The organism is Streptomyces novaecaesareae (genome assembly GCF_000716875.1).
Lineage (GTDB): Bacteria > Actinomycetota > Actinomycetes > Streptomycetales > Streptomycetaceae > Kitasatospora > Kitasatospora novaecaesareae.
Genome location: NZ_JNWQ01000046.1, coordinates 33,133 through 54,814 on the forward strand (window position 1 = coordinate 33,133; position 21,682 = coordinate 54,814).

At 71.5% G+C, this 21,682-nt stretch carries 17 protein-coding genes; 12 read left to right on the plus strand and 5 right to left on the minus strand.

The genetic code is table 11. The features are described from left to right. Window positions 1-47: 47 nt before the first annotated feature. Window positions 48-2,273: a (Fe-S)-binding protein gene (locus OP86_RS19055; RefSeq protein ID WP_030056612.1), complete on the minus strand. Its 2,226-nt coding sequence runs from the start codon at window positions 2,271-2,273 to the stop codon at window positions 48-50. Window positions 2,274-2,564: 291 nt separating this feature from the next. Here OP86_RS19055 and dnaK point away from each other — a divergent pair, with 291 nt between their 5' ends. The 6 genes from dnaK (at window position 2,565) to OP86_RS33665 (ending at window position 9,372) form a co-directional block, all read left to right on the plus strand. Then, the gene (gene dnaK, locus OP86_RS19060; protein ID WP_030056611.1) at window positions 2,565-4,406 is read left to right on the plus strand and encodes a molecular chaperone DnaK; all 1,842 of its coding nucleotides are present in this window, start codon (window positions 2,565-2,567) and stop codon (window positions 4,404-4,406) included. Then, window positions 4,403-5,026 (plus strand): nucleotide exchange factor GrpE, encoded by a 624-nt coding sequence (grpE, locus tag OP86_RS19065; protein WP_030056610.1) that lies wholly within the window; start codon window positions 4,403-4,405, stop codon window positions 5,024-5,026. Before dnaK ends, grpE begins: the two co-directional genes overlap by 4 nt. 250 nt (window positions 5,027-5,276) lie before the next feature. Next, window positions 5,277-6,437: a molecular chaperone DnaJ gene (dnaJ, locus tag OP86_RS19070; protein WP_030255855.1), complete on the plus strand. Its 1,161-nt coding sequence runs from the start codon at window positions 5,277-5,279 to the stop codon at window positions 6,435-6,437. 7 nt (window positions 6,438-6,444) lie between these two features. Then, entirely contained in the window at window positions 6,445-6,975 is a 531-nt protein-coding gene (locus OP86_RS19075; protein WP_199815154.1) for a heat shock protein transcriptional repressor HspR, read from the plus strand. A gap of 211 nt (window positions 6,976-7,186) precedes the next feature. Further along, window positions 7,187-8,182 (plus strand): helix-turn-helix domain-containing protein, encoded by a 996-nt coding sequence (locus OP86_RS35945; RefSeq protein WP_051834181.1) that lies wholly within the window; start codon window positions 7,187-7,189, stop codon window positions 8,180-8,182. A gap of 572 nt (window positions 8,183-8,754) precedes the next feature. Beyond that, complete coding sequence (locus OP86_RS33665) at window positions 8,755-9,372, plus strand: TIR domain-containing protein (protein ID WP_051709310.1); 618 nt, start codon at window positions 8,755-8,757, stop codon at window positions 9,370-9,372. A 7-nt stretch (window positions 9,373-9,379) separates the two neighbouring features. Here OP86_RS33665 and OP86_RS38195 read toward each other — a convergent pair whose 3' ends face one another. From OP86_RS38195 to OP86_RS19100, 3 genes are all read right to left on the minus strand, one after another. Then, entirely contained in the window at window positions 9,380-9,655 is a 276-nt protein-coding gene (locus tag OP86_RS38195; RefSeq protein WP_158707014.1) for a helix-turn-helix domain-containing protein, read from the minus strand. 11 nt (window positions 9,656-9,666) lie between these two features. Then, window positions 9,667-10,659, minus strand: a complete 993-nt coding sequence (locus OP86_RS19095; protein ID WP_030056603.1) for a helix-turn-helix domain-containing protein — start codon at window positions 10,657-10,659, stop codon at window positions 9,667-9,669. A gap of 701 nt (window positions 10,660-11,360) precedes the next feature. Further along, a complete protein-coding gene (locus OP86_RS19100) occupies window positions 11,361-12,473 on the minus strand; it encodes a TDT family transporter (RefSeq protein ID WP_030255846.1) in 1,113 nt (370 codons plus the stop codon). Window positions 12,474-12,543: 70 nt separating this feature from the next. Here OP86_RS19100 and OP86_RS19105 point away from each other — a divergent pair, with 70 nt between their 5' ends. Then, window positions 12,544-13,476, plus strand: coding sequence for a LysR family transcriptional regulator (locus tag OP86_RS19105; protein ID WP_030056601.1), 933 nt, complete (start codon window positions 12,544-12,546; stop codon window positions 13,474-13,476). A 121-nt stretch (window positions 13,477-13,597) separates the two neighbouring features. Then, a complete protein-coding gene (gene clpB / locus OP86_RS19110) occupies window positions 13,598-16,204 on the plus strand; it encodes an ATP-dependent chaperone ClpB (protein ID WP_030056600.1) in 2,607 nt (868 codons plus the stop codon). Window positions 16,205-16,259: 55 nt separating this feature from the next. Here the strand turns inward: clpB and OP86_RS19115 are convergent, their stop codons facing one another. Next, entirely contained in the window at window positions 16,260-16,544 is a 285-nt protein-coding gene (locus OP86_RS19115) for a helix-turn-helix domain-containing protein (RefSeq protein WP_033332481.1), read from the minus strand. A gap of 401 nt (window positions 16,545-16,945) precedes the next feature. Between OP86_RS19115 and OP86_RS19120 the strand changes: the two genes are divergently transcribed. The 4 genes from OP86_RS19120 to OP86_RS19135 form a co-directional block, all read left to right on the plus strand. After that, window positions 16,946-17,503 (plus strand): type III secretion system chaperone family protein, encoded by a 558-nt coding sequence (locus tag OP86_RS19120; RefSeq protein ID WP_030056598.1) that lies wholly within the window; start codon window positions 16,946-16,948, stop codon window positions 17,501-17,503. Window positions 17,504-17,620: 117 nt separating this feature from the next. Next, the gene (locus OP86_RS19125; protein ID WP_051830265.1) at window positions 17,621-18,817 is read left to right on the plus strand and encodes a pyridoxal phosphate-dependent aminotransferase; all 1,197 of its coding nucleotides are present in this window, start codon (window positions 17,621-17,623) and stop codon (window positions 18,815-18,817) included. 502 nt (window positions 18,818-19,319) lie between these two features. Further along, window positions 19,320-19,850, plus strand: coding sequence for a DUF2617 family protein (locus OP86_RS19130; protein WP_030056596.1), 531 nt, complete (start codon window positions 19,320-19,322; stop codon window positions 19,848-19,850). Between the two features lie 154 nt (window positions 19,851-20,004). After that, a partial coding sequence (locus tag OP86_RS19135; RefSeq protein ID WP_245231798.1) for a spermine/spermidine synthase domain-containing protein occupies window positions 20,005-21,682 on the plus strand: 1,678 nt, incomplete at its 3' end.

The following is a 21,682-nucleotide window of genomic DNA, read 5'->3' on the forward strand; positions in this document are numbered from 1 at the left end:
TGTCGAACAGAAGGCCGTCGGACAGCGGCCTGTCGGGCGGCGGACCGCTACGCGTCCACCGTCTCCGGCCGGCCCTCGGTCTCGGCCGGCGGGGTGGCCTTCACCGAGTCGAGCAGCAGCTGGGCCACGTCGACCACCTTCAGGTGCTCCTTGGCCGCGCCCTCGTTCTTCTTGCCGTTGACCGAGTCGGAGAGCATCACCAGGCAGAACGGGCAGGCGGTGGAGACGATGTCGGGGTTGAGCGACAGCGCCTCGTCCACGCGCTCGGTGTTGATCCGCTTGCCGATGCGCTCCTCCATCCACATCCGGGCACCACCGGCGCCGCAGCAGAAGCCGCGCTCCTTGTGGCGGTGCATCTCCTGCTGGCGCAGGCCGGGGACCTTGTCCATGATCTCGCGCGGCGGGCTGTAGACCTTGTTGTGGCGGCCCAGGTAGCAGGGGTCGTGGTAGGTGATCAGGCCCTCGACCGGGTTGACCGGGACGAGCTTGCCCTCGTCGATCAGGTGCTGCAGCAGCTGGGTGTGGTGGATGACCTCGAAGTGGCCGCCCAGCTGCGGGTACTCGTTGGCGATGGTGTTGAAGCAGTGCGGGCAGGTGGCCACGATCCGCTTGGTCGGGGCGTCCTCCAGCGCGGCGTTCAGGGTCTCGACGTTCTGCGCGCCGAGCATCTGGAACAGGAACTCGTTGCCCAGGCGGCGCGGGGAGTCACCGGTGCAGGTCTCCTCCTTGCCGAGGATCGCGAACTTCACGCCCGCGGTGTGCAGCAGCTCGGCGAAGGCCTTGGTGGTCTTCTTGGCGCGGTCCTCCAGGGCGCCGGCGCAGCCGACCCAGTAGAGGTACTCGACCTCGGCGGGGTCGATGTCCTCGCCGATCACCGGCACCTCGATGCCGGTCTCCTTCTTGAGCTCCTTGACCCAGTCCAGGCGGGCCTTGGTGGCCATGCCCCACGGGTTGCCCTTGTTCTCCAGGTTCTTGAGCATCGTCCCGGCCTCGGTCGGGAAGTTGCTCTCGATCATCACCTGGTAGCGGCGCATGTCGACGATGTGGTCGATGTGCTCGATGTCCACCGGGCACTGCTCGACGCAGGCGCCGCAGGTGGTGCAGGACCACAGGACGTCCGGGTCGATGACGCCGTTCTCGTCGGCGGTGCCGATCAGCGGGCGCTCGGCCTCGGCCAGGGCGGCCACCGGGACGTCCTTGAGCTGCTCGGAGGTGGCCTGCTCGTTGCCCTCCACGTCCTTGCCGCCGCCGGCCAGCAGGTACGGCGCCTTGCCGTAGGCGTGCTCGCGCAGGCTCATGATCAGCAGCTTCGGGGAGAGCGGCTTGCCGGTGTTCCAGGCCGGGCACTGCGACTGGCAGCGGCCGCACTCGGTGCAGGTGGAGAAGTCGAGGATGCCCTTCCAGGAGAAGTGCTCGACCTGGGAGACGCCGAAAACGGCGTCCTCGGCCGGGTCCTCGAAGTCGATCGGCTGGCCCTTGCTGGTCATCGGGCGCAGGGCGCCGAGCGCGGTGCCGCCGTCCTCCTCGCGCTTGAAGTAGATGTTGAAGAAGCCGAGGAAGCGGTGCCAGGCCACACCCATCGAGGGGTTGAGGCCGATGGTGATCGCCCACGCGAACGAGATGCAGATCTTCAGCATCGCGAACAGGTAGACCAGGTTCTCCAGGGTGCCGTGCGACAGCCCGCCGAGCGCGGAGACGATCGGGTACGAGACCAGGTGCTCCGGGCCGTACGAGTCGACGCCGGCCAGGGCGCCCTCCAGCGCGCGCAGCATCAGGATGCAGAGGCCGATGCCGAGGATCGTGTACTCGACGTAGAAGGCCTGCCAGGCGATCGAGCCGGCGAACCGGGACTTGCGGCCCGACCTGGACGGCAGGCTCATCAGCCGGATCACGATCAGGGTCGCGATGCCCAGCGTGGTCAGGGTGCCGACGAGCTCGACGAAGAGCTGCCAGATCATCCAGTGGCCGATGATCGGCAGTTCCCACTCGGCGTCGAAGAGCTGGCCCATCGCGTTGACGATGGTCAGCACCAGGCTGAAGAAGCCGACGGCGACGAACCAGTGGGCGATGCCGACGATCCCCCAGCGGTTCATCCTGGTGTGACCGACGAACTCGACGGCGACGGTCTTCACGCGCTGGGCGGGCTTGCCGAAACGGGTGGAGTCCGGCGCGCCGGCCAGCACCACCTTAAAGATGTGCCACGCCGCACGAAGGGCGAGCGCGGTGCCGATCACGAAGGTGACCAGCGAGATGACGATCGCTGCTAGCTGCATCGGCTCTCCGTCTCCTGCGGCTTCCTGTTGGGCTGTCTCTGGGGATCCTGAAGAAAGTGTACTCGTCGGTAACTTGCCGGGCCGACGGCCCGGACATTACCGGTCGTCAACAGTTCTCCAGAAGATTCCCAGGCTATGGCGGCAGTCACGTAACTCCACCCTCACCGCGCGCCGCCGAGGGGTCCGGGCTCAGCAAAGTTGAGCGGCTCACACTCATAGCTGTTGACGCTGCCCGCCCGGTCATGCATCCTTGAGCCTGTAAAGCTCAACTCTTCCGTGGAGGTATCTACGATGGCACGCGCGGTCGGCATCGACCTCGGTACGACGAACTCGGTCGTCAGCGTTCTGGAGGGTGGCGAGCCCACCGTCATCACGAACGCCGAGGGCGCGCGGACCACGCCGTCCGTCGTCGCTTTCGCGAAGAACGGCGAGGTCCTGGTCGGCGAGGTGGCCAAGCGCCAGGCGGTCACCAACGTCGACCGCACCATCCGCTCGGTCAAGCGCCACATGGGCACCGGGTGGAAGATCAACCTGGACGGCAAGGACTTCAACCCGCAGCAGATCAGCGCCTTCATCCTGCAGAAGCTGAAGCGGGACGCCGAGGCCTACCTGGGCGAGACCGTCACCGACGCCGTCATCACCGTCCCGGCGTACTTCTCGGACTCCGAGCGCCAGGCCACCAAGGAGGCCGGTGAGATCGCGGGCCTCAACGTCCTGCGCATCGTCAACGAGCCGACCGCGGCCGCCCTGGCGTACGGCCTCGACAAGGACGACCAGACCATCCTGGTCTTCGACCTCGGCGGCGGCACCTTCGACGTCTCCCTGCTGGAGATCGGCGACGGGGTCGTCGAGGTGAAGGCCACCAACGGTGACAACCACCTCGGTGGCGACGACTGGGACCAGAAGATCGTCGACCACCTGGTCAAGACCTTCCAGGGCGGCCACGGCGTCGACCTGTCCAAGGACAAGATGGCCCTGCAGCGTCTGCGCGAGGCCGCCGAGAAGGCCAAGATCGAGCTGTCCTCGTCCTCCGAGACCTCGATCAACCTGCCCTACATCACGGCCTCCGCCGAGGGCCCGCTGCACCTGGACGAGAAGCTCACCCGCGCCCAGTTCCAGCAGCTGACCTCCGACCTGCTGGAGCGCTGCAAGATCCCGTTCCACAACGTGATCAAGGACGCCGGCATCTCGCTCTCCGAGATCGACCACGTCGTCCTCGTCGGCGGCTCGACCCGCATGCCGGCCGTCGCCGAGCTCGTCCGCGAGCTGACCGGCGGCAAGGACGCCAACAAGGGCGTCAACCCGGACGAGGTCGTCGCCATCGGCGCCTCGCTCCAGGCCGGTGTCCTCAAGGGTGAGGTCAAGGACGTCCTGCTGCTCGACGTCACCCCGCTGTCCCTCGGCATCGAGACCAAGGGCGGCATCATGACCAAGCTGATCGAGCGCAACACCACGATCCCCACCAAGCGCTCCGAGATCTTCACCACGGCCGAGGACAACCAGCCGTCCGTGCAGATCCAGGTCTACCAGGGCGAGCGCGAGATCGCGGCGTACAACAAGAAGCTCGGCATGTTCGAGCTGACCGGCCTGCCGCCGGCGCCGCGCGGCCTGCCGCAGATCGAGGTCACCTTCGACATCGACGCCAACGGCATCATGCACGTGGCCGCCAAGGACCTCGGCACCGGCAAGGAGCAGAAGATGACCGTCACCGGCGGCTCCTCGCTGCCGAAGGACGAGGTCGACCGCATGCGCCGCGAGGCCGAGCAGTACGCGGAGGACGACCACAAGCGCCGCGAGGCCGTCGAGACCCGCAACTCCGCCGAGCAGCTCGTCTACTCGACCGAGAAGTTCATCGCCGACAACTCCGACAAGCTCCCGGCCGACGTCAAGACCGAGGTCGAGACCGCCATCGGCGAGCTCAAGGAGGCCCTGAAGGGCGAGGACATCGCGAAGATCCGCGAGGCCTCGGAGAAGGTCTCCACCACCGCGCAGAAGCTCGGCCAGGCGCTCTACGCCAACGCCGACGCCCCGGCCGGTGCCGCCGCCGGCGACTCCGCCCAGGCCAAGGCCGAGGACGACGTCGTCGACGCCGAGATCGTGGACGACGAGAAGCCCAAGGGCGGTGCGGCATGACGGACAAGCCGCAGGGCGGCAAGCCCGGCGACGAATCCGCCGCCGAAGAGGCCGTGATCAAGGCCGCCGAGGAGGCCGCGGCGGCCGGTGCCGCCGAGGGCTCCCCGGAGGAACTCGCCACCGCCAAGCGCGAGTTGGCCGAGCGCACGGCCGACCTCCAGCGCCTGCAGGCCGAGTACCAGAACTACCGCAAGCGGGTCGAGCGCGACCGGCTGACCGTCCGCGAGATCGCGGTCTCCAACATCCTGGAGTCCCTGATCCCGGTCCTGGACGACATCGGCCGCGCCCGCGAGCACGGCGAGGTGACGGGCGGCTTCAAGTCCGTCGCCGAGTCCCTGGAGACGGTCGTCGCCAAGCTGGGCCTGCAGCAGTTCGGCAAGGAGGGCGAGCCCTTCGACCCGACCATGCACGAGGCGCTGATGCACAGCTACTCCTCGGACGTCACCGAGGACACCTGCGTGCAGATCCTCCAGCCCGGCTACCGGATCGGCGAGCGGATCATCCGCCCGGCGATGGTCGCCGTCGCGGAGCCCCAGCCGGGCACCCAGACGACCGCCGCCCCGGACGCCGAGGCGAAGTCCGGCGAGGCGGACAAGTCCGACGGTGGCTCGGACAGCTGACAACCAGTGACAGCTGACAACCAGTGCGCTGCGGAGTCGTACGCCGGCCAGTACGGCGGCCGGCTCCGCAGCGCGCTGTCAACAGCGTTGCTTTCCCCTGCTGTTGACAGCGCAGTGACGATGGACATCGGGAGGTGGCGGAAGCCGTGAGCGAGCGCAGCATGGGGGTCCCCCCGGCCGAAGGCTGGGGGAGAACCATGAAGAGGTGCGTGTGCCGCGAATCGGCTGCCGAGCGAAGCGAGGTGGGCGCATGAGTGGCAAGGACTACGTGGAGAAGGACTACTACAAGGTCCTCGGCGTGCCCAAGGACGCCACCGCCACCGAGATCAAGAAGACCTACCGCAAGCTGGCACGCGAGTTCCACCCCGACGCCAACAAGGGTGACGCCAAGGCCGAGGAGCGGTTCAAGGACATCTCCGAGGCGTACGACGTCCTCTCCGACGAGAAGCGCCGCAAGGAGTACGACGAGGCCCGCAGCCTCTTCGCCAACGGCGGCTTCCGGTCCGGCGGCGGCCCCGGCGGCACCGGCAGCTACAGCTTCGACTTCGGCGACCTCTTCAGCGGCACTCAGGGCGGCGGCTCCGGCGGCGGGATCGGCGACGTCTTCGGCGGCCTCTTCAACCGCGGCGGCACCCGGCAGGCCCAGCCCCGGCGCGGCGCCGACGTCGAGACCGAGGTGACGCTCTCCTTCGAGGAGGCGGTGGACGGCGCGACCGTCCCGCTGCGGATGACCAGCCAGTCCCCCTGCCGCACCTGCAACGGCACCGGCGCCAAGTCCGGCACCACCCCGCGGGTCTGCCCGACCTGCGTCGGCGCGGGCACCGTCAGCCGCGGCCAGGGCGCCTTCGCCCTCTCCGAGCCGTGCAAGGACTGCCGCGGCCGGGGCATGATCGTCGACGACCCGTGCACCGACTGCCACGGCAGCGGCCGGGCCAGCTCGGCCCGCACCATGCAGGTCCGCATCCCGGCCGGCGTCCAGGCCGACCAGCGCATCCGGCTCAAGGGCAAGGGCGCCCAGGGCGAACGCGGCGGCCAGCCCGGCGACCTCTACGTCACCGTGCACGTCGACCCGCACCCCGTCTTCGGCCGCAAGGGCGACAACCTCACCGTCACCGTCCCGGTGACCTTCCCCGAGGCGGCGCTCGGCGCCACCATCGAGGTGCCCACGCTCAACGGCCCCGCCGTGAAGCTCAAGCTGCCCCCGGGCAGCGCCAACGGCCTCACCATGCGCGCCCGCGGCAAGGGCGCCACCCGCAAGGACGGCACCCGCGGCGACCTCCTCGTCACCGTCGAGGTCGTGGTGCCCCAGCACGTCAGCGGCGACGCGCTGAACGCCCTTGAGCAGTACCGCGAGGCCACCGCCTCCGACGATCCGCGAGCAGCCCTCTTCCGGGCGGCGAAGGGAGCGTGACGACCAGATGTCCCCGATGAATCCGATCAACCCCGACGGCACGATCGGGCCCGGTCTCGGCGAAGGCCTGCCCGGGGCCGGCGGCCGCCGGCCCCGCCGGGCCGCCACCGCCCCGCCGACGTACGTCCTCACCGAGGACACCCCGGTGTACGTCATCTCCGTGGCCGCCGAACTGTCCGGCCTGCACCCGCAGACGCTGCGCCAGTACGACCGCCTCGGCCTCGTCTGCCCCGACCGCACCGCCGGCCGCGGCCGCCGCTACTCCGCCCGCGACATCCAGCAACTGCGCGAGGTCCAGCGGCTCTCCCAGGACGAGGGCATCAACCTGGCGGGCATCAAGCGGATCATCGAGCTGGAGAACCAGGTCACCGCGCTCCAGTCCCGCGTCGCCGAACTGGTGGACTCCCTCGAAGGCGCCGCCACCGCCCTCCAGCAGCGCGAGGCGGCCGTCCACGCCTCCTACCGCCGCGACCTCGTCCCGTACCAGCCCCCCACCCCCCAGTCCAGCGCGCTCGTCGTCTGGCGCCCCAAGCGCTGACCACCACCGCACGGACACCGCCGCCGGCCCCCTCCTGTTCGGGGGGTGCCGGCGGCTCTTTTGCGGTGAGAGAGTGCTGTCCTGGGCAACAATCGTCGATCTACCTGCGGCAAGGCATCTCGTCGGCCGACCCATGACCGGCACCTAAGATCCTTGCCACAGCAGACGACAATCGCGTTGACTACTTGACGGTCAGCACTAGGAGCCGAAGATGAGTGGGCTAGAGCACGCAGGGCCTGGACCCAGCGCGTCACGCATCCTGTCCGAGGATGCCCGAAAGCTCTACCTGCAGGCCGTGAACGAAAACGGTCGTCTCATTCAGGACACGGTCCCGGCGGCCGGAAGCCCCGCTCTGGAAGAACTGCTCGATCTCGGGCTCCTCATACCCGACAGCGAAGAACCGGGCGCGCTACTGGCCGCCGATCCGGCTCAACTCGCCAGCAGCCTGAGTTCGACATGGCAACGACAAGCACTCGATTTGCTGTCAAAAGCGGTTTCCCTGCCGACCGACCTCAACGAACTCTCCGAGGCATTCCACGCCCCGGACACCACGGGCGGTTCGGTCGAATATGTCCACGGAAAGGCTCTGATTAATCAGAGGCTTCAGCAGTCGGCGGCCCCGGGAGTCCTGGAAGGACTCTCCATGCAGCCCGGCGGACCAAGGCCCGCCGAAATGCTCACGTCATTCCTGGAACGGGACCTGGAAATTCTCCGCCACGGCGCCTCAATGCGGACGATTTACCATGCAAGCACCCGCTACCACCAGCCCACACGTGACTACGTGGCGCAATTGACCGCGGAAGGGTGGCAGTTCCGGACCCTCGACGAACCGTACGCCCGACTGATCATCGTGGATCGCCGCGTCGCCGTCATCCCGGTCGCCTCCGACTACAGCCAGGCCGCCTTCATCCACGATCCGGCCGTCATCGCGTTCCTGATCGAGGAGGTCTTCGAGCGGAGCTGGGGCAGGGCCCTGGAATTCGACGGCAACCGGGCCGTCCCGCACCAAGTGGTGTCCAGGCTCCGGCAGACCATCATCGACCTCATGCTCTCCGGCACGAATCACCGGGCCATCGCGCGCCGGCTCGGGATCAGCGAGCGCACGCTCGCCCGCCACATCGCGGAGATGAGAGAGGAGTACAACGTCGACTCGCTGTTCCAGCTCGGCTACGTGCTCGGCCGGTCACCGCAAACAGAGGTCGACTGAAAAAGGAGGAATCCGGACATCCCGACCGCGGCGCCGGATCCGATCCGTCCGTGTGCCGCCGCGATCAGGAGTCAATGCCGGATTCAGCTCCAGTGCAGGTCGTCAGCGACGGCTGCGATCGCACTGGTGGTGGCGGCCGTCTGCCCCCCACCGAAGGAGAGAAGGCCGGTGGCGAGCACCGCTACTCCGATGAGGATCGGAAGCGCAACCTTACGGACGAGTCGACGTACGGACACGGACCCACCCTCCTACTCTCGAAGCTCTGCGAACCGGGGCCAATAGAACTAGCATCCACATGATGCCGTACGTTCCGCAAGAGTGTCATCTCCGGGTCGCTCTCCGGAGCGTCATCTCTCTGCCAGGCATCGAGATGACAGGGCGAAGCGCTGGACGCACCGGTGACCACTGATAGACGATCAGTTCGCCACCGACGGTCCCACGGAGATAGCGAACTTGCCGCTGTACCGTCAAATATTCGCCCAGATCTCCCCGGATCTCTAACGCGATAAGCCTCTGTCCTCAGCGCCCGTCGGCACCACGTCCCACCCGGTCGGCCTTTCCCCGGAGTCGACATGACCGAGCCCTACCTGCGTCACCACGACAGCCAGGCCCCTGAGGGTCGGCGTGCACGAGTGTTCCTGGCCGCGCCGCTGATGCGGCTGACCGGCCCGGCGGACAGTGTGGTGACGCTCGCCAGCCGGACGCGGCTGACGACGCTGCGCACCACCCTGCTCCGCAGCGGTGCCGCCGTGTACAGCGCGCACCACAGCGACGCCTGGACCATCTCCGGCCGCGCACCGGAGCCGCGCGTTCCGTCCGACTTCCGCGCCCTGCAGTCCGCGGACCTCGTCTTCGCCTACGTGGGAGCACCGCTCTCGGCCGGCGTGAGCTTGGAGCTGGGCTGGGCGTCGGCGCTGCGGAAGCCGATAGTCCTCCTCGTCGACGAGGCCATCACCCACAACCCGCTGATCGCCACCATCGAGCAGGTCGCCCCCGTCCTGCCGCTGGTCTTCGACGACACCTGGTCGCAGGAGGCCCTCAACCACACGGTGGAGACCGCGCTCGACTGGGCCGGCATGGCGCTCTCCCTGCGCGAGGGCTTCTGGACCGCCCCCGGCGAGCAGTTCAACGTCCCCCGGCAGCAGCCCCCGGTCCCCGGCTACTGGCCGACCGGCGCCGCCACCGGCTGAGCAGCGCTCACCCACCGGACTCCCCCGTCCGGGCTCCCCGCATCCGCCGGCCCGGTTGGAACAGCGTCTGCGCGTCGTACAGCTCACGCAGCCGGGCGATGTGACCGGCGACCGTCCGCTCGCTCAGCCCCATCCGGCCGGCGATCGCCCGCTGCGTGAGCCCACGGGCGAGCAGGCGGGCGCTCTCCTCGCGCAGGTCCGCACCGAGGCGCTCGCCGACGGCCCGGGGGTTCACCGCGCTGTGGGCACCGTCGGCGATGCGAAGGACCAGCGGCTCAGGCATCGCCGGCTCCCTCATCGGTCATCGCGGGCGCCTCTCATCAGCCAGCCGAGCTGGAAGAGGGTCTGGGCGCCGTAGCGGTCGCGGAGGCGGGAGATGTGCGCGGCGACGGTGCGTTCGCTGATGCCCAGGCGGGTGGCGACGGCGCGCTGGGTGAGGCCGCGGGCGAGCAGCCGGCCGACCCGGTCGGGGACGCTGCGGGCGGGGCCCTGGCCGAGGACGGCCGCTTCGGCGGTGTCGGCGCGCGCCCAGTCGCGTTCGAAGGCGCCGACCAGGAAGGCGATGGTGGCCGGGTCGCTGATGAAGGCGGCGGTGCTGTTGTCGTCGCTGGCGGAGATCACGGCGACGGTGCGGTCGAAGACGATCAGCCGTTGGAAGGGTTCGTCGAGGACGCGGATGAGCGAGCCGTGCCGGGTGACCTCCTCGGCGTAGGCGAGGGCGGGCGGGTCGACGAGGGCGACCGGCTGGTAGATGGTGCGCAGTGAGCAGCCGCGCTGCAGGAGTTGGACGTCCTGGAGGAGGGCGACCTGCAGGGTGTCGGCGGGGCGGTGCCCCGGTTGGGCGGTGAGGACCTCGGAGCGGCAGTCGGAGGCCAGTTGGGAGATCCGCTGGCGGATGTGGACGTGCCCTTCGACGTGGACGGCGCCGCCGGCCGGGCCGGAGGGGCGGGGCATCGCGTCGTAGGCGCGGGTGAGGCCGTCCAGGGCGCCGGGGAGGCTCTCGGCACGGACCAGCAGCCGGGTGGCCTCGCTGCGGAGTTCGGTGCCGAGGCGGTCGCTGACCGAGCGCGGGCTGACGGCGGTGTAGCAGCGGTCCATCGGGTTGACCATCAACAGGCCGATGTCGATGAGCTGTTGGAGCGCGGCCTGGTCGATGTCGGTGTTCCCGCCGCAGGGGATCCGGCCGCCCCGGGCGATGATCGCCAGGTACAGCTGTCGGGCGGCTTCGTCGGGCTCCCCGCCCACGGGCCCGGTGTGCTGCGGCGCGACCGCCCGTTCCGCCGTCACGTCGCACTCTCCCTGCCGGCCGTCTCCCTGGTGCTGCCCGCGTTCCCCGCCGCGCGAGCCGCGGTACCGGTGTGCCGGGCGCGCTCACGGTACCGGGGGTGCCGGTACGGCGTGGTCATGCTGATCGGCGGTCACGGTACCCGGTGGGACGGCGGGCCCCGGGCCCGGGTGCCGTCGCACACCGGGACGTCCGGGGGCCGCCGTCGCTACGCCAATGCCACGGCGCTTCCGTCGAGGCGGAGCAGCAACGCCTCGACGGATCCGGTTCGGGGGCCCATCACCACACATGGTCCCCGGCCGGCGCTCTTCCCCCCCGTTCCACAGCTGCACGCCGGTGCACCTGCGGTCAGTATCGAAGAGCATGTCGCCTCCATCGGGCTGCGGTTGCCCGGACGACTTGGCGTGACTCCACCCTCACAGTGTGACGGCCGGTGAACAAGTGCCGCCCGAGTGCATGTTCGCGCAATTGCAGTTATCTGCAGGGCGGGGCGGGGGCTCGGGCGCGGGCGGTGGGCCGCGTTCCGGTAAAGGCCGAGGCCAGCGGGGGGTGCGGGTGGCGACCGGCGGTTCCGCCGATCGGCCGTGCACGGTCGTTCTGCCGGTGCGCGTTCCTGCAACGGCGGCCCGCTCCTGAGCTGCGTGTCTACGCGCGGTGACAATCCGGGCCCCCGGAAGGCCACAGCCTCGGAGCCCCCGCGGTCTCAGCGTGCCAGCAGCCGACCGCGGGCCAGCCCGGCCGCGGTGCCGCCCGCCGCGAGCACCCAGGCGAGCGCCAGCAGCAGGAACAGCCCCGCGGCGAGCCCGGTGAAGCCCGCGAAGCCGGTGTGCCGGGCGAGCGCGGAGGCGCCGGTGACGCAGGTGCCGATCGGGAAGGTGTACGCCCACCAGGTCATCGCGAACGGCATCCCGGCCCGCCGGGCGCGCAGGTTGGCGGCGAGCGCGACGGCCAGCCAGAGCACGGCGACGCCGATCACCGCGACGCCGTACAGCTCGGCGAGGTCGAGCATGGCCGGTGCGAGCGCGGGCAGCACCGGGCGGGCGGCGTCGGCGAGTTGGTGGACGGCGGTGACGGACTGGCCCAGCGGGCCGAGCACCAGGAACAGCGAGGGGGTGAGCACCAGGGTGGGCAGCTTGCTGTGGAGCAGCCCGGTGAACACCACCGGCAGCAGCACCAGGGTGGCCAGCAGCCCGACCCCGAACAGCCCGCAGCAGGCGTACAGCATGGCCTGCTGCGGTGTCCCGGCCGGCAGGTGCGGGACCAGCGCCGGACCGCAGGCGGAGGCGACCAGCGGGGCGACCACCGGCAGCAGCCAGGTGGGGTTGGCCTCCAGGGCGGAGACCGGGTGCCGGGTGATCATCAGGTACGGGATGCCCCCGGCGACGGCCAGCGCGTACAGGGTGCCGACGCCCCACAGCACCGCGTCCAGGGCGACCGCCGGGCCGGTGCCGATGACCCGGGAGCCGAGCAGCAGGGTGCCGAGACCGACCGCCAGCAGCGCCATCGGCGGGCAGCCGTAGAAGACGGCGGTGGCCGGGTTGTCCAGCAGCTGGGTGCGGGCGGCCTCGCGGTGCCGGGTGAGGTGGACCAGCCGGGCCGGGACCAGCACCAGCAGGGCGGCCAGGCCGAGCGCCCACAGCACCTCGCCGAAGCCGATCAGCCCCGGCAGCCGTACCGGCAGGGCGGCGGCGCCGTTGCCCAGGATCGCGGTGCCCATCACGGCGGCGTACCAGTTGGGGCCGAGCTGGGAGAGGTCGTACCGCGAACGGTGGACGGCGGGGCGGACGAGGGGGCGGATGTCGGACAAGGTGGACATGCTTCCACCATCGGTCCGAAGGCCGGGCGCCGGTAGCGCCGAAGATCCTATGGCGACATAGCCTGGACCTATGCCTCTCTCCCCGCACGTCCCCGAACTCGGCGCCCTGGAACTGCTGCTCGCGGTGGCCCGGCTGGGCAGTGTCGGACGGGCGGCGGCCGAGCTGGGCGTCAGCCAGCCGACCGCCAGCGCCCGGATCAAGGGCATGGAGCGGCAGATCGGCGCCCCGCTGCTGGACCGCTCGCCCCGGGGCAGCAAGCCGACCGAGGCGGGCCGGCTGGTGGTCGAGTGGGCCCGGCACGTGGTGGAGGCGGCGCAGGCGCTGGACGCCGGGATCGACGCGCTGCGCGAGCGCCGGGACGCCAAGCTGCGGGTGGTGGCCAGCCTGACCGTCGCCGAGTACCTGATGCCGGGCTGGCTGCTGGGGCTGGCCGAGGCCAGCCCGGGCACGGCGGTGACGCTGCGGACGGCGAACTCGGCGGAGGTCGCCGGGCACGTCCTGGCCGGGCACGCCGACCTCGGCTTCGTCGAGGGCCCGGCCACCCCGCCCGGGCTGGCCGGCGCGGTGGTGGCGGCGGACCGGCTGGTCGTCGTGGTGGCGCCCGGCCACCCGTGGGCACGCCGCCGCACCCCGCTGACCGGCGCCGAGCTGGCGGCCACCCCGCTGGTGCTGCGCGAGCCCGGCTCGGGCACCCGGGAGGTGCTGGAGGCGGCGCTCCGGCCGTACGGGGGCGCGGCGCAGCCCCGGATGGAACTGGCCTCGTCCACCGCGCTGAAGGCGGCCGCGATGACCGGCGCGGGGCCGGTCTGCCTGAGCGAGCTGGCGGTGGTGGAGGAGCTGGCGACCCGGCGGCTGGTCGAGGTGCCGCTGGCGGAGGGGCTGGACCTGCGGCGGCCGCTGCGCGCGGTGTGGCCGGCCGGGCAGCGGCCGAGCGGCCCGGCCCGGGAGCTGCTGGGGCTGACCCGGAGGACGCCGGACGTGCCCGGCCGGCGGAAGAGCTGAACCCCGGCGGTACTCGGCCAACGAAAAAGGTTGAGCGCAGTAGACTCAACTTAGTGCATGCTGTAGGTAGCAGTGCTGTAGGCAACAGCAGTGAAGGACGACCAGGGAGGACCCCCCAGCAGTGGACGCCAGCAAGTTCACCACCAAGACGCAGGACGCCCTGTCCGCCGCGATCCGGCAGGCGGGCGCGGCAGGCAACCCGGACGTCAGGCCGGTGCACATCCTGATCGCCCTGCTGGAGCAGCCCGAGGGCATCGCCCGGCCCCTGCTGGAGGCGGTCGGGGCCGAGGTCTCGCGGGTCGACACCGAGGCGCGCCGCCAGGCCGCCGCGCTGCCCAGCGCGATGGGCTCGACGGTCGCCGCGCCGCAGCTCGCCCGGGACACCCTGGCGGTGCTCACCGAGGCCGGCCGGCGCGCCGACGACCTGGACGACCAGTACGTCTCCACCGAGCACCTGATGGTCGGCCTGGCCGCCGAGGGCGGGCCGGTCGCCGAGCTGCTGGTGCAGCAGGGCGCGACGCCGAAGGCGCTGCTCGCCGCGTTCAAGGACGTCCGCGGCAGCGGCCGGGTCACCTCACCGGACCCGGAGGGCACCTACAAGGCGCTGGAGAAATACGGCACCGACCTCACCCAGGCCGCCCGGGACGGCAAGCTCGACCCGGTGATCGGCCGTGACCAGGAGATCCGCCGGGTGGTCCAGGTGCTCTCCCGCCGGACCAAGAACAACCCGGTGCTGATCGGCGAGCCCGGCGTCGGCAAGACCGCCGTGGTCGAGGGCCTGGCCCAGCGCATCGTGGCCGGCGACGTGCCCGAGTCGCTGCGCGGCAAGCGGCTGGTCGCCCTGGACCTCAGCGCGATGGTCGCGGGCGCCAAGTACCGCGGCGAGTTCGAGGAGCGGCTGAAGGCCGTCCTCAACGACATCAAGGCCTCCGACGGCCGGGTCGTCACCTTCATCGACGAGCTGCACACCATGGTCGGCGCGGGCGCCGGCGGCGACTCCGCGATGGACGCGGGCAACATGCTCAAGCCGATGCTGGCCCGCGGCGAGCTGCGGATGGTCGGCGCCACCACGCTGGACGAGTACCGCGAGCGGATCGAGAAGGACCCGGCCCTGGAGCGGCGCTTCCAGCAGGTGCTGGTCGGCGAGCCCAGCGTGGAGGACTCGATCGCGATCCTGCGCGGCCTCAAGGGCCGGTACGAGGCGCACCACAAGGTGCAGATCTCGGACGCCGCCCTGGTCGCCGCGGCCACCCTGTCCAACCGCTACATCACCTCCCGCTTCCTGCCCGACAAGGCCATCGACCTGGTCGACGAGGCCGCCTCCCGGCTCCGGATGGAGATCGACTCCTCCCCGGTCGAGATCGACGAACTCCAGCGCTCCGTCGACCGGTTGAGGATGGAGGAGCTGGCCCTGGAGAAGGAGTCCGACCCGGCCTCGGTGGACCGGCTGGCCCGGCTGCGGCGCGACCTCGCCGACAAGAACGAGCAGTTGAGCGTGCTCACGGCCCGCTGGGAGCAGGAGAAGAAGAGCCTCAACCGGGTCGGCGAGCTCAAGGAGCGGCTGGACGACCTGAACGGCGCGCTCGAACGCGCCCAGCGCGACGGGGACTTCGAGCGGGCCTCCAAGCTGATGTACGCCGAGATCCCGGCCGCCCAGCAGGAGCTCGCCGACGCCCAGGAGCGTGCCGCCGATCAGGACGCCTCCGCCTCGATGGTCAAGGAGGAGGTCGGCCCGGACGACGTGGCCGACGTGGTCGCCTCCTGGACGGGCATCCCGGCCGGCCGGCTGCTGGAGGGCGAGAGCGCCAAACTCCTGCGCATGGAGGAGGAGTTGGGCAAGCGCCTGATCGGCCAGCGGGAGGCCGTGCAGGCCGTCTCGGACGCGGTGCGCCGCACCCGCTCGGGCATCGCCGACCCGGACCGCCCGACCGGCTCCTTCCTCTTCCTCGGCCCGACCGGCGTCGGCAAGACCGAACTCGCCAAGGCCCTGGCCGACTTCCTCTTCGACGACGAGCGGGCGATGGTCCGCATCGACATGAGCGAGTACGGCGAGAAGCACTCCGTCTCCCGCCTGGTCGGCGCCCCGCCCGGGTACGTCGGCTACGAGGAGGGCGGCCAGCTCACCGAGGCCGTCCGCCGCCGCCCGTACAGCGTGGTGCTGCTGGACGAGGTGGAGAAGGCGCACCCGGAGGTCTTCGACGTCCTGCTCCAGGTGCTGGACGACGGCCGGCTCACCGACGGCCAGGGCCGCACGGTGGACTTCCGCAACGCGATCCTGATCCTCACCTCCAACCTGGGCAGCCAGTTCCTGGTCGACCCGGCCATCCCGGAGGCGGACAAGCGGGAGCTGGTGCTGAGCGCCGTCCGGGCCTCGTTCAAGCCGGAGTTCCTGAACCGGCTGGACGACATCGTGGTCTTCGAGCCGCTGGGCACCGCCGAGCTGAGCCGGATCGTCGACCTCCAGGTGGCCCGTCTGGGCGAGCGGCTGAACGAGCGGCGGCTCACCCTGGACGTCTCCGAGGCGGCCCGCGACTGGCTGGCGCTCACCGGCTACGACCCGGCGTACGGCGCCCGTCCGCTGCGCCGGCTGGTGCAGTCCGCGATCGGCGACCAGCTGGCCCGGGCGATCCTGTCCGGCGCGGTGCACGACGGGGACACCGTCCTGGTCGAGCGGGACGAGGAGGGCGACCGCCTCACCGTGCGCGGCCGGGGGCCGCTGGAGAAGTAGTGCCGCGCGCGGGCCGTTCCCTTCCGTCCGGAGGGGAGCGGCCCGCCGCGTCACCTCACTCGGCGGCGCCCGGCCGCAGGCGTCGCCGCGACCGGTCCCGCCGGCTGCGCGCCAGCCGGTGCAGCTCGGCGCCCTGGGCCTCCGGCAGGTTCCAGGTCTGGGTCAGCAGGCGCAGCGTGGAGACCCGCGGGCAGGACACGCCCCGCTCCAGGTCCCGGATCGACCGCACGCTCAGCCCGGTCGCGGCGCCCAGTTGCTCCTGCGTCATCCCCCGGTCCAGCCGGATGCTGCGCAGCAGCGCCCCGAGCGCTGCGCCCTCCCCCGTCACCGTTCCGTCCACTCTCGTTCCCCCCTCAACTCAGAACAGCTCAACTTGCCCGCGTGGTACGGGCTTTGTGCGAAGTGAGTTCCGTCGCACGCTAACCGCATCCGGCCGGCACGGCAGGCGAAACCGCGCGCCGGGCGCGTGACCTGGCTCACGCGCACCCCGCCGCGGCGCTCGCGCGACCCCCCGGACACGCTCCGTCACCGGCGCCGCCCCGGGCACCCCCCGAGCAACCCCCCGAGCAACCCCCGAGCACCCCCCGAGCAACCCCCTGACGAGGGCCGGACGGCGCCCCGACGAAGATCGACGCACCCCGGGTGCCCCTGTGAGCGAGGCCCCGGATGAGGCAGGATGGGAGGTGGAAAGGGCGGCCTCTCATTGCCGGCCACCACGTGCACTGAGGAATGAGGACCCCCATGAGCATCGACCCGTCGTCCATCCCGTCCTTCGGCGTGCCCCAGGGCGGCCAGCCCGGCGGCCAGGGTGGCCGACCGGCCGGCCCGCCGCCGATCATCGTCCCGGACCAGGGCCTGGTCGCCCAGCTCCTCGACCAGATGCAGCTCAAGCACGTCGTGGACGAGGAGGGCGACCTCACCGCCCCCTGGGAGGGCTTCCGCGTCTACTACATGTTCCGCGGCGAGCAGAAGGAGCTCTTCGCGGTGCGCGCCTTCTACGACCGCGCGTACCCGCTGGAGAAGAAGGGCGAGATCCTCGACCTGATCGACGAGTGGAACCGCGAGACCCTCTGGCCGAAGGTCTACACCCACACCCACGAGGACGGCGTGGTCCGCCTGATCGGCGAGGCCCAGATGATCGTCGGCGCCGGCGTCAACCTGGACTACTTCGTGACCACCACCGCCAACTGGACCCAGGCCGCGGTCGGCTTCGAGCAGTGGATGGTCGAGCGCCTGGGCCTGCAGGACGAGATCGAGGGCGAGGACGGCGAGGCCCCCGAGGACACCGACGAGGCCTGATCGGGCCCCGGAGCCTCCCGGCGCATCCCGGCACCTCCCGGCACCGTCCGGTACGGCCCCCCACCGCCCTCGCGCGGGGGCGGGGCGTTCTTGTCCCCGGCCCCCGACTGTCCCAGGATGGGCGCGACGACGACGAGGACTGAGGAGCCGCACGTGGGAACCAGGCCGCTGTTGAACCGCCGACTGGCCGGACTGGGCACGACGATCTTCGCCGAGATGTCCGCCCTGGCCACGGCCACCGGATCGATCAACCTCGGCCAGGGCTTCCCCGACACCGACGGGCCCGAGGAGGTCCGCGAGGCGGCCGTACGGGCCCTGCGCGAGGGCCGCGGCAACCAGTACCCGCCCGGCCCCGGCATCCCCGAGCTGCGCACCGCGATCGCCGGGCACCAGCAGCGCTTCCACGGCCTCGGGTACGACCCGGACAGCGAGGTGCTGGTCACCGCCGGTGCCACCGAGGCCATCGCCGCCACCCTGCTGGCCCTGCTGGAGCCCGGGGACGAGGTCATCGCCCTGGAGCCCTTCTACGACTCCTACGCCGCCTGCATCGCGATGGCCGGCGCCACCCGCCGCCCGCTCACCCTGCGGGCGCCCTCGTTCCGCCCGGACCTCGACGAGCTGCGCGCCCTGATCACCCCGCGCACCCGGCTGCTGCTGATCAACACCCCGCACAACCCGACCGGCACCGTCCTGACCGCCGAGGAGCTCGCCGCCATCGCGGCCCTCGCCGTCGAGCACGACCTGCTGGTGGTCACCGACGAGGTCTACGAGCACCTCGTCTTCGGTGCCACCCACCACCCGATCGCCGCCCTCCCCGGCATGCGCGAGCGGACCGTCACCATCTCCTCCGCCGGCAAGACCTTCTCCTTCACCGGCTGGAAGGTCGGCTGGGTCACCGCGAGCCCGGCCCTGGTCGCGGCGGTGCGCACCGCGAAGCAGTACCTCACCTACGTCAGCGCCGGCCCCTTCCAGTACGCCGTCGCCGAGGCGCTGCGGCTGCCGGACTCGTACTTCGACGGCTTCCGCGCGGACCTGCGCCGCAAGCGCGACCTGCTGGTCGACGGCCTGGCCGAGGCCGGCTTCCGGGTCTTCACCCCCGAGGGCACCTACTTCGTCACCACCGACATCACTCCGCTCGGCGAGAAGGACGGCATCGAGTTCTGCCGGGCGCTGCCCGAGCGCTGCGGGGTGGTCGCCATCCCGAACGCGGTGTTCTACGACGACGCGGACGCCGGCCGTAGCCTGATCCGCTTCACCTTCTGCAAAAGGGACGACGTCCTCCAGGAGGCCGTGGCCCGGCTGCGGCGCCTCTGAGGGCCCGCGCGCCCCCTTTCACGCGCTTCGAACAGCAGCGTGGCCCGCCCGACACGCGTTCTGATGGATCATCAACTCACCTGCCGGGATTGCCTGTTTCATACCTCAGAGGCAAAAGAGGCGGCCTATCCGGTCCTCCCCGACCGCCCTCCGCACCCCGTGCGCGGAGGGCGGCGGCGCGTGATGCGCGCAGAGGGCGCACACCCGGCGCGCACGGCGCGCGACCCGGTGGTAGGGGCGCGCGCTGTGCAGAGTCGCACACCGGGTCGATCAGACCCGGGAAGCAGGTGTGCTCGAAACGGTGAATGCTTGACAAAGATGGGTAAATCACCGGCGGACCCGGCGCATTCGTGCTTCTCTGCTGCTGAATCTCCAGCCGGAATCCTTCCTTCCACGGTCCGGCCGCGCCCAGGGCCGCACAGCCACGAACAGCCTCGCCATCGCCTAGGCCTAATCGATGCTGCTCGGTGGGCGCGCACGGAGCTGAAACGCGGAGCCGAGCATGCTCACCACACTGCAGACCTCCTACACGGACACCCGCGCCGGTGACCTCGCCTGGTGCCTCGGCGGCGACCCGCTGCCCGCTCTCGCGATCCGCGACCTGAGACTCGGCGGGGGCGGCCGTCCGGGCACGCCCGGCACCCTCCAGCTGCGGCTGCTGGGCGCCTCGCACCAGGTGGTGATCGACGCCCGCCCGGGCCAGTGCCTGGAGACCGTCGCCTGCCTGCCCGGCCGCCGCACCCCGCTGCCGGCCCGGGTGGCCAAGCAGGTCGGCGGCTGGGAGTACGAGTTCGCCGCCCGGATCGAGGCGCTGCCGCCGCACGACTTCGCGGCCCGCGCCCAGGAACTGCTGGCCCTGGTCGAAGGGCACCCGCGGGGCCTGGCCGGGGTCTTCCCGGGCGACCCGAGCGCCTTCACCGCACTCGTCACCCAGGGCGGCGTGGACCGGCTGCTCTGGCGGACCTGGCACGCCTACCCGCAGGAGGGGCAGCTGGTGTGCACCCGCTCCTCGCTCGTGGTGTCGGAGGCATGACCGCCGGGAGCCCGGACGGAACCTCCGATCCGGACATACGCTGCAAAGCGCCCGCCGGAGAATCGTACGCAGGAACGATTCGTCAATCCGACGTCGCACGCTGTCCGTCGGATGGGCGCAGCCATCCCTCCCGCACGTCCCCTAGCGTTTGTTCGTGATCAATCATCCGGCCGGTCCGCCCGCACGCCCGCGAGTGGACCTCGACGACGGCACCCCACCCAGGCCCGGGCACGGCCTCACCCCACTGCCCACCCGCCGTCGGTGCCGGCTGCGCTGCCGCCCCCGGCTCGCCCGCCTGACCGTCCTGCTGGCCGCGTTCGTCTGCGCGGCCTGCGGACTGGTCTACGAGCTCGAACTGGTCGCGCTCGGCGACTACCTGCTCGGGGACGCCGTCACCCAGACCTCCGTCGTACTCTCCGTCATGGTGTTCGCGATGGGCCTCGGCTCACTGCTCGCCAAGCGGCTCACCCGCCGACCCGCCACCGCCTTCGCCCTGGTCGAGTGCGCGCTCGCGCTCACCGGCGGGCTCTCCGTCCTCGCCCTCTACTCCTGCTGGGCCTGGCTCGGCCGCTACCAGGGCGCGATGGTCGGCCTCACCTGCCTGATCGGCATCCTCATCGGCGCCGAGATCCCCCTGCTGATGACCCTCATCCAGCGGATCCGGCGCGAGGACGCCGGACGCGCCGCGGCCGACCTGTTCGCCGCCGACTACGTGGGCGCGCTGATCGGCGGCCTCGCCTTCCCCTTCCTCCTCCTGCCCGCGCTCGGCCCCGGCGACGGCGCGCTCCTCACCGGCGCCGTCAACGCCGTCGCCGGCGCCGCCGTGGTGCTCTGGCTCTTCAGGGAAGAGCCCGCCCCGCGGATACGACGGCTGCTCTGGGGCGGCTGCCTGCTCGTCCTCGCCGTGCTCGCGGCGGCCGCGGCCGGCTCCGACGCGATCGAACGCGCCGCCCGGCACGCCCTCTACGGCGACCAGGTCCGCTACGCCGGCCGCGGCCGGCACCAGGAGATCGTGCTCACCGGCCCCGCCGAAGGCCCGCTGCGGCTCTACCTGAACGGACGGCTCGCGGTCTGCGGGCCCGACGAGTACCGGGGCAGCGAAGGCCTGGTCCACCCGGCCATGGCCGCCGGCCCGGACACCCGCGTCCTGCTCCTCGGCGGCGGCGACGGCCTCGTCCTGCGGGAGGTGCTGCGGCACCGGGGCGTCCGCTCCGTCCGGCTGGTCGACGCCGACGCCGCCCTCCCCCGCCTCGCCCGCACCGACCCCGGCCTCGCCGCCCTCGGCGACCACTCCCTGGACGACCCCCGGGTGCGCACCACCGCCGCCGACCCGATGGCCTGGCTGCGGGCCGCGGGCGCCACCGGCGGCAGCGACGGCGGCAGCGCCGGCGGCAGCGCCGGCGGCAGCGCCGGCGGCGACGGACCGTATGACGTGGTGCTCGCCGACCTCCCGGCACCGGCCGACGGCGGGCCGGTCACGTTCCACTCCCAGGAGTTCTACGGGCTCACCGCCCGGCTGCTCTCCCCCGGCGGCCGGATCGCCGTCCGGGCCGGGAACGACCCGGACGGCCTGGACGGCCTCTGGCAGATCGAGTCCGGCCTGCGGACGGCAGGACTGCGGACCGCCCCGTACGCCGTCCCCGGCAGCGCCACCGGCACCTGCCGCCCCGGCCCGCCGGACACCGCCCAGAACTTCCTCCTCGCCGCCGCCACCAGCCCCCCGCTCACCCTCGCCCCCGACGCCCCGGCACCCCGCGCCCTCACCCCCGACACTGTCTCTTATACACATCTCCGAGCCCACGAGACAGGCAGAAATCTCGTATGCCGTCTTC